The sequence below is a fragment of the Mycobacterium sp. G7A2 genome, assembly GCF_041902445.1.
Classification (GTDB): Bacteria; Actinomycetota; Actinomycetes; order Mycobacteriales; family Mycobacteriaceae; genus Mycobacterium.
Map to the genome: position 1 here is coordinate 1,540,000 of NZ_CP169251.1, position 12,391 is coordinate 1,552,390.

Consider the following 12,391-nt stretch of genomic DNA (forward strand, 5'->3'; position numbering starts at 1 on the left):
TCGCCTGTCAAAGCGTGGGGGCATCGCTTACACCACCGGAAGCAGGTTGACCCGGAGTTGTGCGCCGGGGTTGGTGAACTCGTAGTTGCCGACGCCGCCGATCTTGTGGACGAATACATAGAGCGTCTTGGCCTGTCCGTCTGGGACTCTGGCGACGGAGCTATCAGGGGAGATGGACCGCAGTGGGTCTCCTTCGTCTGAGAAGTGGGGCAGGATGTGCGCGATGGTGACGGAGTCGAACAGCAGCGTTGTCGGGTCGTATGGCGCAAGGCCGCACAGTGGCTCTGACTCTCCGGCGCCAACGCCTGTGTTGCCGATGCGGACCTCGATCTCCAGCTGAGCGGTCGAGATCAGGCCGCTGCGGCGGATGCGGACGTGGCCTGCCACGTCGGGGTACCACTCGAAGCTCTGCGCGGGAATGTTGATGGAGGCGATGAGCTGCCGCCCCGCCGAGCCGTTGTAGTCGATGAACGACGACTGGGGGATGGTGTAGGTCTTGGGGTACAGGATGGACGGCTCGATCAGGCCGTAGGTGATGGGGTCGTTGTCAACGACGCCGACGAGCTTGCCCAGTTGCGCGTCGGTGTCATCGAAGTCAGACGCTTCGCCGATGGACGACGCCGGACCTTCAGGGCCGGGGACGCCGGGAATCTTGAAGTGGAAGTTGGGCGCAGCTGTGGTGCCGGACTCGATGACCTCGATTTCGCCGTAGACCGAACCCTCGGCTTCGATCACCTCGGCGCTGATCGACACGTCGGGGGTGTCACCCTTGGGGCCGGGGATCGAGCCTTCAACAATGTGGTAGTTGCCCTCGTGGTAGACGTACCACTTGCCGGTGTCCTCAAAGAACCAGGCGCGTCCGTTGTCTGAGTCGTCCAGCGTGGCTACCAGGGGTAGGTCGGCAGGATCGGTGACGGGTGAACCCCATTCGGGTCGAATGACCGGCGAGGGGGTACCGGGGACACCCTGCGGACCCACGAGTGCATCGAGTGTGAGGTTGCCTTCGGAGCCGACCAGCGTCAGGGTGCCCTCGATGCGCGACGGGTCTCCGGGGTTACGCGCGATGGCCCAGAACTTGACGTAAACCGAGTGGCCGCCAATGTAGATCGGCTCGATAGGAATGGTCACGATTCCTCCTCACGCATGTCCGCCTCCATCGCCTGTGCCTGCGCGATGTCCTGCGGGGTGTCGGGTTTCGGCGCGTGCTGGTTGAACTGCTCGGCTAGGAGAGCGGTGAGCGCCTGGGCGACCTCTGGGGTCAGTTGCCGCTTGATCTGGTCTGCTGCGGCTTTGGCTTTGGCCGCCGTCTCATTGGGGTCCGGGGGTCCCGGCTCGTACTCCTGCTTGAGGACCCATTCGCGGGCGTCGGCGAAGGCGAGCTTGTTTCGGTCCACCGGCAGGGGACGGCTGACGATGTAGGCCAGTTCGTCTCGGACCTCTCCACCGGCCAGCGCCAGGTGCAGCGCAAGAATGTGGATCATGTCCGGGGGTAGGTACAGCGCCTGGCCCACTGGTCCCACGGCGTCTGTCATGGCGTCGGCCAACCGTTCATGCCGCGCGAGAATCTCGCCGATCTGCGCCTTGGTCCACTTGCGCCGGTAGGGGAATGACTCGGGCGTGATCGCGGGGGCGGTCACTGTTCTGCCGCCAGTTCTTGGTCGGTACGGGTGGTGAGTACCGGGAACTCGGCGTGGCAGTCGTTGCAGGCCAGGATTACGGTGCGTCGTCCGATGGAGTCCGGCTCTCCGATGGAGTGGATGCGCCGATTCAGGTGTTCGCAGTCTTCAGGCATGGGCGTGTTGCCTTTCGTGGGGGGTGGGCAAAAGTCAGGGGTCCAGGCGCGCCACACCGCCGCGTTCTGCGGTAGTCCGGTGTGGCGGGGTGGGTACGGCTACTGGTGGCGGGAGAGCGGCTGTGAGACCGTTCTCCCGGCGTGACGGGCGCCAATGTGTAGCGCGCTCAGAACATGTCGCCGGAACCGGCGAGTAGAGCGGCGAAGTTGGCCACGTTGGCGATGGTCGCGATTCCGCGCGCCAACGGGTCTTCCTCGGCGCTGTCGTCTCCGAAGGAGATGACGGGTCGTCCGCTGCTATTGCGGTCTCCGCTGCGGCGGATGGCGAGAATCTGGTCCGTGTAGACGACGCCACGGCGCTCCGCTGCCACGCGGGAGCCGAGGCGGATGTCCTCACCCAGGACGTAGGGCGCTCCGTCGCCCACGTCGAACTTGAACGAGGTGTAGGGCCGTGTCTTGTACCAGCCCTCGCGCAGCGTGAAGGTCGAGTTGATGGTGAAGGCGCTGCCGCTGCCCGTCTCGAAGTGCTCACGGAAGGCGTAGGGGCCAACCTGTGCTGAGCGCCGGGGGTCGGTGAAGGGGATGAAGGCGAGCAGGGTGTCATCAAGCTGGCCTTGGTAGAGGTTGTCCAAACCCTCTGTGCCGTACTGCTGGTATGCGCCGATGCCGTAGTTGATGACCTGCGCCAACTGGCTCAGGCCATACCGGATGGCGAAGGTGATGGCCTGGTTGACCCACTGAGGGCTCTTGCCGCCCGTCACGATGTCGGTGGCCTGGCTCTTGTGGATCACCATGGTTCGGCTGTTCACGCCGCCGTAGCCGGTGTCGCGGTAGACGAATGGTGGTCGCTTGGGCGCGACTTGCAGAATCTTGCGGATGAATGGGTCGGTCTCGCCGTCGCCGTCACCGTCGACCGGGAACAGCAGCTCGGTGATCAGGTCGTCTGCTGTGGCGGCGAACAGGTTGACGAGGCCGTCCACTGCGGTGCCGGTTGGCCCGGTGACGCCCGACTGGTCCTCGAAGCTGAGGATGACGCAGGCGCGGGTGGGCTTGAGGATTTCACCTAGCGCCTCACCGAAGACGTGGCTGTACGGCGGCGGGTCACCGGGCAGCCAGGTGTAGGCGTGGCAGATGACGCCTGCGTCTTTCATCACGGGGGTGAGGACGGTCTTGGCGTCCTTCCACCGCGCGCCGATGGTGACCCAGCGGGACTGGTCGAAGATGGGGTTGACCGGCATGACCTGGACCGGCCAGTTCAGCGGTGACAGGTTCTCCAGCCATGTCTCGGGCGACATGATGTTGCGGGGGATGGGCCAGTAGCCGTTGAGGGTGTACTGCCGGAATAGGTTGATGAGAACTGTTGTGGCGCAGGTGGTTACGCAGGGTCCGCCCCACAGGAACATCTTCACTGGCTGAACGGCGTGGGGGAACAGTGGCGTGGCAGCGACGAGAATCTTGGAGAGGTGGCGGCGGTTGGAGACGGCGGTGATCTCGGTCGTTGTGGCCTGGCCCTTGGTCTCAACGTCCTTGATCGTGGTGACCTTGCCGCCCCATCGGTTCTTCCAGTCGTGGGGCTTGTCCGGGTCCGGGTCGATGGTGATGTGCAGGTCTTCTGCCGCTGCCGTGTCGAAGCAGATGGCTTCACGTATCCAGGCGTTGTCCTTGCCGACGATCTCGATACGCGCCATGCCGTCGTCGTGCGCGATCTCCTCGCAGTCCCACGTCTCGGGAATGGTGATCTGCGCCATCTGGTCGTGGTTCTTGTTCCACAGTCGGATTAGCGGCTTCTTCACCCGCTGGGTGAGGTAGGCGTGGCGGCGCTCGGCCAGTCGCCTCTCGATGGTGTTGAACTCGGGAGCCTGCAGGATGGCCACAGTGCGTACCTCCCTTCAGGCAGCGCGAAGTACCCGCCACTCGCTGGGCAAGTGGCGGTAAGGGGGAGAGGTGGTTAGGAGATGGCGCGCTCGAACCGTTGCGGCAGGCGCACGCTGATTCGGGCGTTAAGTTCGCTGTGGAACACCGGCAGGGTGGCCAGCGTGTTCGGCGCTATCGGCCTGCTGAATCCCTGGCCGTGGAAGCGTTCAAGGATCGTCTCGCCCGACTCGGCTACATCGGAGAACAGCCGCCGCAGCAACTCGCTGTTACCGATGGTCTCGCTCAGGAAGGTCGGCTTAGGGTCTTTGTCGCTGATGGCGATGCGGTGCTCTGGGTTGGTGTCGATGACCACGTGCTCACCCGGAAAAAGGCGGGGAATGCGGATCATGCCGCCCTCGGCGTTGTCGCCGTTCGGGAGCCAGCACCTACCGGGCGCTGAAACGGTGTAGATAGGCCAGGACGGCTCGGTGCCTCGGTTGGCCACCTTGAACTTGCCTATCCCGACTTCGATCTCTGGGGAGAGCAGCTCGTCGTCGCGCTTGATCATCCTCGTAGCGGTGCCAGGCTTGTAAACCCAATCCGGTGGCCGCAGGTCTGGCTGCCGCCAGCGCGGGTCCCCGTCTGCGGCTAGCAGGATGTCCCACTCTTGACAGTTGTAGTCACCGTCTGTGGGGTCGTTCTCCAGCGGCGTCTCGCTGGCCTCCAGGAGCTGCATGGGGATGTACAGCTCCCCGTAGCGGTGCGTGAAGACCGACAGGTAGCCGGGGTTCTCTCCGTCCATGCCGTCCCACCAACGGCTCTCGGTGTCGAACCAACCGAACTTGCTGTCACTCATCAGCGCGATGCGCATGGACACCTCGCGGCGCTCATCCACCTTGCGCTCATAACGCGGCGGACCATAGGCCGGTTCATGCCAGATGCCTTTGAAGGGAACGTGGACGAGACCCCGGATGGGACCGGTGGCCACCGCGCCTTCCGCACCCTCCATAAATCCGGCGATGTGCCAGTCGCCAGGACGCTTGTCGTTGGCGATCCACTTGAGGTTGATCTGGTCGCAGCGCAGGTTGTAGTCCAGGTCGCCCCACTTCAGCGTCCCTGGTGCTGGATATGTCAATTCCCTACCCCCGCTCCGAAGCTCCCAAGACGCGGGATGGCGCGCTGCTCTTGCGTGCGGCGGCGCTGCCGCTCAACCTGATTCGGGTCCCAGCCGAGGGGACTGTTGTTGAAGTTCTGGCTCTGGTCGATGTTGATGGTGGGACCAGGCGCGGTCGGCGCACCGCCAGGACCGGTGAGGTGGGGAGCGCCGTCCTGAGGTGGCAGTTGCACGTTAGGCAGACCGAAGGCCGACATGCTGGTCGAGTCACCGGTCTGAACGAGGGGGTCACCGATGCCGGTGTCGTTCTGCAAGTCCCCCACGGGCATACCGGGACGCCAGCCTGGCTGTTGGATGCCGAGCTGGCCATCAATGGCACCTTGGAGGGGACCGCCGAAAGCTGACAGCAGACTTCCGGCCATCTGAACGGGCATGAGGCTGGAGAGGTCTGGCAACCAGCTTCCGTCCATGCCGAACGATTCGAGGACGCCGCCGATGCCCGTCTTGATCATGTTGCCGAGGAACTCGGAGTGCGGGTCACTACCACCGCGCGTGCCGGTCGCAGTGTCCTTCTGGTATTGCTTGGGCGTTAGTTCTTCCTCGGTCTTGAACTCGCCGCGCCGGGTTTCCTCTAGCTCGCCTTCAAGCTCAGCGATCTCGCGCTTCTGTCGGTTCAGGTCGTACTCGCCCTGGCGTATCTGCTCGTCTAGCTGGCGCTTTTCTTCCTCGGTCGCGCTTAGTTCTTCATCGGCGCGCTGGCGCTTCTCCTCATTGAGCGCAAACTCAGCGCGGCGCAGCTGTTCACGCGCGTCTGCGAGCTGATTCTCCTTATCGGCTATCTCGTCAGGGTCAGGGACGTAGTAGCCGGGCTCACCGGTCTCCGGATCGACGCCGGGTGTCCCTGCGAAGCTAGGGCTTCCGGGTAGGCCGGTGTAGGTGGAGCCATTGGTGGCTGGGGCTGTGGCTGCCTTGGTGGTGAAGGTGTTTGGCCAGGCACCGGGGCCTTGCATCTCCAGTAGCTTCTCGGCGACGGCGATCTGCTGCTCGCGGGTGGCCAGGTCTGCGCGCGGCGCGTACTCAAGGCCACCTGCCGCCTCCCAGCTGGACTGCGCGAATTGCAGCCCGCCGTAGTAGCCGTTGCCGGTATTGATGGACCAGTTCCCGCTGGACTCCTTCTGCGCGATGGCATCCCAATCGGGGACCGCGCCACCGTTTTGGAAGTGCAGCCCGTTGCGCAACCCCTGGCGGAAGGCGTAGACCTCTTGCTGGCCACCCATCATCTTCACGTCGTCGCGGGTGAGGACGTGCTCGCCGCCTTCAAGCAGCGCGGGGATGACATCGCCCCGGCGGCTTCCGGGGACGCCGCCACCCTTCTGGATCGTCCTGATGTGCAGGTGGTCCATGTGGTTGAGCGTGGGGTCGCCACCCTCGACCACGTTCGGAGAGGTCTTGCCGTCTGGATACCAGTTCTTCTGCCGCCAGATGATGTACTTGACGTCAGGGTTCTGGAGGTACTGCTGAAGCAGCTTGTCCCCGTATGCCTTGCCTTGCGGCGTATCCCAGTTGGGAATCATCACATCGAGAGCAGTGCCGGAGCTGTGTTCGTTGTACCCATCCGGCTCGCGGTAGCTGCCAATGGTTAAGTTGGCGTCCTGCTGCCTTAGTTGCTCCTGCACGCGCGCAGCGGACGGCATGATGGTGCCGCCGGTGTCCTCAACCTGCGGCGAGGGAGTGCCCGCGCCAGGCAGCAGGTTGGGCATTGGTCCGGGGTCCTGGCCACTGCGTACACGCTCTAGCCACTCTTGGAGTTCAGCGTTGAATTGGGCCGGGTCCATCGCAATCTGCGGTTCGACCTTGACCTCGACAATTTCGTCTTCCTCGGCCTCGCGCCACTCCTTCAGGCGTCGCTCGCCTTCCTCTGTGTCAGCGACGACCTTGAACGATCCGTCGGGCAGTTCCTCAACCTTCAGGCCGAGGTCCGCGAGGTTCTCCCTGACCTCGGGAGTGTTCTCAGAAATGGTGATTGTGCCGTCTGGCAGCCACTTCACGCTGTCGCCGAGAGCGTTGTACATCTCGGCGGTGGCCTGCGCCATCTTCCCGTTCTCGCGCAGGTTCTCTCGTCCTTCGGCGAGGTCATCGCTGAAGGACAGGATGCCCTGACCGGTTTCCTTGATGCCCTCGCCCATCCCATAGAACTCTTGGGCGTCCTTGCGGAGCTGTTCGGCGATCTCATCGCGGCCGAGCAGGTCTTGGACCTGGGCGTTGGCCTCCGTAAGTACGCCGAGCGTGTTGCCGATGCCGCCGACCAACTCACCCAGCGCGACCACGCCGTGCCCGATGCCCTCGACCATCTGTTGCATCGCGGCAAGGCCAACGTCGGCTAGCTTGACGAAGAAGCCGATGATCTCCGGCGCGTGCTCCTTGACGGTGTTGGCCCACTCCTCGATCTGGGGACCGAACGACTCAGCTAGGGACGCCTGAATACCCCGCGCTGAGACCTCGATGGAGCGCCGCGCACCCTCAATGGCGTTGGCCGCACCGCCACCCATGACCTCGGCGGCCTTCTCCGTCGCCCCAGTAACCTCGCCGATGGATTGGGTGGCGGTGGAGAAGTCCAGGTTGTTGACGGATGCACCCAGGTCCTCCCACTGCGTGCCAAATAGCGCGACGCCGATCCTGTTGCGCTCCAGTGGGTCCTGGATGGCGAGCAGGCGGTCGATAACCTCGTCTGCCATCTTGTTGGCGGCTGGCCCGCCTGCGGCGATGGTGGCAGCAGTCTTCTCGGCGTCGAGGTTGAGGTCTGCGTAAGCCTCTTTGGTCTGTTCCGATCCGTCGATGGCGCGCAGGGAGAACTCTTTGATGGCGTCAGCGGCGAGGTCAGTGTTGCGGGCACCGCCTTCCATCAGCTGGTTGATGAGGCCGAGCGCCTGCGGCCCGTCAATACCCAGCTTGGCGTACTGCGTGGAGTATTCAGTAAGGGTGTCGAGCAGGTCAGAGTCGAGGTTTAGCCCGTTCTGCTGCGCCTTGGTGATCAGGTCGAAGGCAGACTCGACATCAGGGACGAGCTGGTTCTTGACCGCCTTAGACGCGGCGCTGACGACGGCCTGTGCGTCCTCACCCGTCAGGGCGGTGATGGTGTTGATTTGGTTGATGAGTCTGCTGATCTCAGCTTCGCTCGCGTCTGCGTTGACCAAACCGCCTTGGATGGCGAGCGCGCCGAGGTTGAGGTTGTCCGCTACCGACTCACCAAAGTTGTTGGCGTAGCTCTTACCTGCTGCTGCGGAGACGACGGCCATCTGGTCCTCGTCCAGGCCGACCTGCGCCTGGACCTGCCGCTGGGCCAGCTCCGCGTCCAAGCCCTTGAAGGTCTCCTCGGCAATGCGGCGTCCGATGGCGTAATAGCTACCAACGGTGGCGAGGATTGCCGCGCCGATGATTCCGCCCTTGCCGGAGAGTTTGGAAAGCGGAGGGGCGAAGCCAGCGATGAAGTTACTCCCCGCCTCCTGTCCAGCCTCATTGGCCGTGGATGCGGCTTTGCGCAGGTTGCCACTCAGGGCTACGCCGATGCCACGGGTGCTTTCCTCTACCTGGCCTCCGGCGTTGGCGGCATCCTTGGCAGCGGATTCGTACCCTTTGTATGCCTTCTCGGCGTCCTTGATGGCGCGAGCTTCGTCGCGGCGCGCCTTCTCCAGCTTCTCCGTCTGGGCGATGATGCGGGCCTGGTTCCCGCTGTTCATTACGCTGTCGAGCTTGGCCTGCTCCGTGCGAACCCTGCCGGTGGCGTCGGCAACCTTGTCATACAGCCGCTCGTACTTGCCTAGCGCGCGTTCGACATCGCGCTCGCCGCGCTTGATGCCGCCTGCGACGCCTTCGGCGAATTCCTTGCCACCTTGCTCCCCAGCAGTACCCAGGGACTTGCCCAGGGTCTTGTTGACCTGCCGGTCGACACCCTCGAAGGAGAGGATTACCGGGAGCGTGTAGTAGCCAATGTCAGGCATGAGCCACCGCCGAGTTCAGCGCGTTAGCCGACGCACTCATCCTGGATGGTCTTTCCGAACAGGACGAAGAACTGGGTGAAGTCCTTGCGGCGCGGACACAGAGAGCACAGGGTGGCCCACTGGCCAGTCTTAGCGATCTCCAGCGTGTACTTGACGAACAGGTTGTACTTCTCCTCCGCCAGGTAGGCCAGGCCCTCGGTGGACCAGTTGTCACGATTGCGCGGGATCACGAAGGTGTGGCCACGAAAGGTGATCTCGGCGAACTCAGGGTTGGGGAGCGTGGCCTTGGGCTTGGCCGTCTTGGCGGGGGCCTTCTTGGCGGGCGTCGGCATGGGCGTGCCTTCCTAACTGTTGGGCGTTTGCTCTGGCGGTCTCCAAAGCGGTGTTCTTGCGGCTGTTCTGGTGGCGCTGGCGGTAGTCCTCCACCGCCTTCTTCTTCTTGGCCGATTCGGCTTCTCGCGCCGCCTTCTGGGCGGGTGACATGGGCCGTGAGGGGTGGGGTCTGTGCGTCAGTGCTTCAAACACGTCCATCAGCAGCAGGTCGCTACTGGTGAAGGGCATTCGTCCGTCGTTTTGCGCGATGGCAAGCGGGCTGGTGGGCAGGGCATAGCTGAGGCGGACGTTGATCTGGCGGAGGGTGAGCTTGCGCTGGCCGTCCGCGTTGAAGCGCCAGCGATCTCGGTAATCCAGGCCCATCTGACCCAACGTGGCCTCCACCGCGTCTTGGCGGTGGGCCAGGGTAGCGAGAAGCCGTGGTAGGCAGCCGAACGAAAGGTCGCGCGGCTCTGACGGGAAGCCCGCCGCCGCCGCAAACGCCTGTGACGCAGGCAGGAGATCGCGGCGGCGGGGGAAGTTCCGCATGAAGTCAGGCCACTGGTCTCCCAGCAGCCGTTGCAGCGCCATAGCGAGCACCGAGTAGCTGGGGACCAGTCGGCCCTCATCGGTGACGCCGACGCTGACGGCCACCAGGTCTAGCGGCCACTCATCGACGTCGAGGAGCACTTTGTACTCGCGCCCCTCATAGGTAGCGGTGATGTACTGCTGGCCGGTGGCCTCAGCCTCTACCGGGTTAGGCGCTGTCACCCTCGGGTGCCGGTTCTTGCTCAGGCTCTGGCTCGGGTTCCGGCACTGCCTTCACCGCCGCCTTGGCCTGCTTGCGCTCCTCCGGCTTGCCGACGAGCTTGGCCACCTTCTTGACGTCCACAAAGGACCTCGCGGACATGGGGTCAACGCGAACGCGCTGACCCTTATGCCGCTGCGGGACTTCGAGACCGTGCTCGTCCTTCGCGTAGGTGTCCTTGGTGAACTCGATTTCTACGAGCCTCACGCCGGAATCCCCTTCTGGACGGTGAACACCTTGTTGGTGTTGTCCGGGTAGAAGCGGATGCGGATGGGAATGCCGTCCGGCTCCTCGTTGTGGTTATCGTTCTCGGCGAACAGGTTGGCGCGCATGGTGGTGAACCGACGTTCTACCCAGCCGGTGTCGCTGTCCACGAACAGCATGGCGACGTAGCGCGCTACGTGATGCGGCGTCTTCTCCGGGTCAAGGATGTCGTTGACGACATCGTTGTCCTCCAGGAGGGTGGCGTTGCCGTCGATCTTGCCGTTGCGCCACTTGGTCCGATACCGCTTGGCCTGCCAAGCGTTCAGGTCGGACTCCTCGATGTCGCGCGGCATCTCCACGCCGGGGTCACCCAGCATCAGGCCGCATGGCAGCCACGCCGCGTGCAGCGCGGTGTCGATGTCCGCTGGCACGTGGGTTGCTGCCACGTAGTCCACGTCCGGGTCGAAGATGTACAGGTCACCGGTCTCCCAGACCCGCACCTTCGTGGTGTCAAAAGTAGGCATGAAAGGTCCTTTCGATCCTCTATGCGGTAACTGGCCTCACGATGACCTGCACCGTGATCGACGCGAGGTACGCGCCGGTCGCTCGATCCCTCGTGACAAGAGGTGCCGAGACGTCTTCTATCCGGGCAATGCCCGGTGGGCGGTATGTGGTGATGTGGTCGGTTGCGGCGTCCACCACCGTGCGCGCCTCGTCGCGGCCTTTGGCGAAGGCGGTGAGGCGGATGGTGATGCGTCGCAGTGTCTTGCCCACCATCCAGGGACCGCTGTGGACGGCGGGACCGCCGTCATCGGCCACCAGGAGGGTGGGGGAGCCTTGAGTAGGCAGGTAGTCGTCGTCCACGCGCAGCGTGGCGGTCCAGCTTGGGTGCGCTGCGGTCCATGCCGTAACCAGCGCGTCCTTGACGATTTTGGCGGGATCGCTGCTAGCCATTGGCCGCGCGAGTCCCCGTTCCGTACTTGGCCTGCGTGTCAGCAGGAATGCGGACTGGCCGGACATAGCGGTCGGTGTGGTACGGCTCGTCGACGAATGCTTCGTCGTCGTTCATTCGGCCCGCGATCTGCTCTGCCGCCGCGTCTACCGCCGCCTGGCCACCGGGGTCGTTGTGGAGAATGCTGGCGATCACCTTGGCGTCTCGGGTGAAACCCTTCTTCGGCATCAGCCCTCCGTTCCGGTAGTCGAGCGCGCGAGCACAACCAGACCGCCTCGGTTGGTTCGGGGGCTTCGCCACTCCTGTACGCGGGCTCGGCAACGCTTGCCGCGCACGGTGATCTCGTCGTCGTCGGTGATGGGAGAGTTCAATTCCAGGTAGACGGTGAACTGCACGTCGTCCAGGTCGCCGCCGACGCCGTAACGGAGTTCACTGTTGCCTGGCGCTATCCCCAGCGTCGGGAGGGTGACCGGCTGCCCGGTGGGTAGGGGGTTGCCGTCACTGTCGTAATGACCGGCACCGCTCGGTGTGACGGTGACGGTCTCGGTCATGCCGCTTCCAGCCGGTAGAGGTCGAGCAGCATCCGTTCTTCGTCAGTGAAGGCGGAGCCTGCTGCGGCTGGCTTCTCGGAGAAGCTGAATGGACCCACGTTCTCGCGCTGGCCGACGCTGCCGATGGCAAGCGAGGTCCGGTCCACGTAAGACAGCACGGCGGATTGCCACTCTGGCGCTTCCTCAAAACCGTGTGTCATCGTCACGGAGATGCCGCTGTAGGCGCTGCTCCAGCGGTAGCCGTTGCCGCCGCCGACGTAGCCAGGCTTCTTCAGCAGCAGGCCGCGTGGGGAGTGCCCCACGTAGTCCAGGTCCACCGTTACGCCGTCCTCAACGATGGCGGTCAGCGATTCCAGCTGCAGCGTGGGGAGGACCAGCAGTGTTGATCCTGGTCCGTCCATCACTACCGTCTCCGTCTGTACCGGGGTGACATGCCAGCCGCAGTACCGCCGAGCGAGATTTAGAGCCGTGTTGAGTAGGCGCGTCGTCTCGTCGGCGCTACTGGCCAGCCGTCCGCCGGTATAGGCGTGGACGTCCTGTGTGGTCAGTTCAGCCATCAGCTTTCCGCTTGGCCTGGAACGACTTGTCAGCCGCTTCTTTCCGCTTGTCTGCGGTGGTGCGGCTCTTGTTCTGCGGCTCCTTGGCTTTGTGGGCGGGAGCCTTGCTCTTGGTCTCCGTGGGAGTGAGACCGCGCGCCTTGGCGTCCTCGTCTGAGAGCAAGAGGGTCGTCTCCACTCCGTTGATCGTCACGTCGTACCGCTTCACGGGACCTCCTTGTGGTGGAACGGGCGGGGACCATGGTGAGC

Annotated in this window: 15 protein-coding genes; all 15 read right to left on the reverse strand. The window is 64.0% G+C overall.

Features of this window, described 5'->3' with window-relative positions; genetic code table 11:
• Positions 1–27: 27 nt before the first annotated feature.
• Positions 28–1,128: a phage tail protein gene (locus ACEWX3_RS07555; protein ID WP_374159069.1), complete on the reverse strand. Its 1,101-nt coding sequence runs from the start codon at positions 1,126–1,128 to the stop codon at positions 28–30.
• Positions 1,125–1,637, reverse strand: coding sequence for a hypothetical protein (locus ACEWX3_RS07560; protein ID WP_374159070.1), 513 nt, complete (start codon positions 1,635–1,637; stop codon positions 1,125–1,127). Before ACEWX3_RS07560 ends, ACEWX3_RS07555 begins: the two co-directional genes overlap by 4 nt.
• On the reverse strand, positions 1,634–1,792 hold the full coding sequence (locus tag ACEWX3_RS07565; RefSeq protein ID WP_374159071.1) for a hypothetical protein: 159 nt from the start codon (positions 1,790–1,792) through the stop codon (positions 1,634–1,636). The genes ACEWX3_RS07560 and ACEWX3_RS07565 overlap by 4 nt, the downstream gene beginning before the upstream one ends.
• Before the next feature lie 167 nt (positions 1,793–1,959).
• Complete coding sequence (locus ACEWX3_RS07570; RefSeq protein WP_374159072.1) at positions 1,960–3,666, reverse strand: hypothetical protein; 1,707 nt, start codon at positions 3,664–3,666, stop codon at positions 1,960–1,962.
• A gap of 74 nt (positions 3,667–3,740) precedes the next feature.
• On the reverse strand, positions 3,741–4,781 hold the full coding sequence (locus ACEWX3_RS07575) for a hypothetical protein (RefSeq protein ID WP_374159073.1): 1,041 nt from the start codon (positions 4,779–4,781) through the stop codon (positions 3,741–3,743).
• Positions 4,778–8,758, reverse strand: coding sequence for a transglycosylase family protein (locus ACEWX3_RS07580; protein ID WP_374159074.1), 3,981 nt, complete (start codon positions 8,756–8,758; stop codon positions 4,778–4,780). The genes ACEWX3_RS07575 and ACEWX3_RS07580 overlap by 4 nt, the downstream gene beginning before the upstream one ends.
• A gap of 23 nt (positions 8,759–8,781) precedes the next feature.
• Entirely contained in the window at positions 8,782–9,090 is a 309-nt protein-coding gene (locus ACEWX3_RS07585) for a hypothetical protein (protein WP_374159075.1), read from the reverse strand.
• On the reverse strand, positions 9,023–9,841 hold the full coding sequence (locus ACEWX3_RS07590; RefSeq protein ID WP_374159076.1) for a hypothetical protein: 819 nt from the start codon (positions 9,839–9,841) through the stop codon (positions 9,023–9,025). The genes ACEWX3_RS07585 and ACEWX3_RS07590 overlap by 68 nt, the downstream gene beginning before the upstream one ends.
• Positions 9,828–10,085 carry a hypothetical protein gene (locus ACEWX3_RS07595; RefSeq protein WP_374159077.1) on the reverse strand — a complete coding sequence of 86 codons (258 nt, stop codon included), beginning with the start codon at positions 10,083–10,085 and terminating at the stop codon, positions 9,828–9,830. Before ACEWX3_RS07595 ends, ACEWX3_RS07590 begins: the two co-directional genes overlap by 14 nt.
• Positions 10,082–10,606 carry a hypothetical protein gene (locus ACEWX3_RS07600; RefSeq protein WP_374159078.1) on the reverse strand — a complete coding sequence of 175 codons (525 nt, stop codon included), beginning with the start codon at positions 10,604–10,606 and terminating at the stop codon, positions 10,082–10,084. Before ACEWX3_RS07600 ends, ACEWX3_RS07595 begins: the two co-directional genes overlap by 4 nt.
• A 19-nt stretch (positions 10,607–10,625) precedes the next feature.
• Positions 10,626–11,036 carry a hypothetical protein gene (locus ACEWX3_RS07605; protein ID WP_374159079.1) on the reverse strand — a complete coding sequence of 137 codons (411 nt, stop codon included), beginning with the start codon at positions 11,034–11,036 and terminating at the stop codon, positions 10,626–10,628.
• Complete coding sequence (locus tag ACEWX3_RS07610; protein ID WP_374159080.1) at positions 11,029–11,262, reverse strand: hypothetical protein; 234 nt, start codon at positions 11,260–11,262, stop codon at positions 11,029–11,031. The genes ACEWX3_RS07605 and ACEWX3_RS07610 overlap by 8 nt, the downstream gene beginning before the upstream one ends.
• Entirely contained in the window at positions 11,262–11,585 is a 324-nt protein-coding gene (locus ACEWX3_RS07615; RefSeq protein ID WP_374159081.1) for a hypothetical protein, read from the reverse strand. Before ACEWX3_RS07615 ends, ACEWX3_RS07610 begins: the two co-directional genes overlap by 1 nt.
• Entirely contained in the window at positions 11,582–12,142 is a 561-nt protein-coding gene (locus ACEWX3_RS07620) for a hypothetical protein (protein ID WP_374159082.1), read from the reverse strand. Before ACEWX3_RS07620 ends, ACEWX3_RS07615 begins: the two co-directional genes overlap by 4 nt.
• Positions 12,135–12,350, reverse strand: a complete 216-nt coding sequence (locus ACEWX3_RS07625; protein WP_374159083.1) for a hypothetical protein — start codon at positions 12,348–12,350, stop codon at positions 12,135–12,137. The genes ACEWX3_RS07620 and ACEWX3_RS07625 overlap by 8 nt, the downstream gene beginning before the upstream one ends.
• Positions 12,351–12,391: the final 41 nt, after the last annotated feature.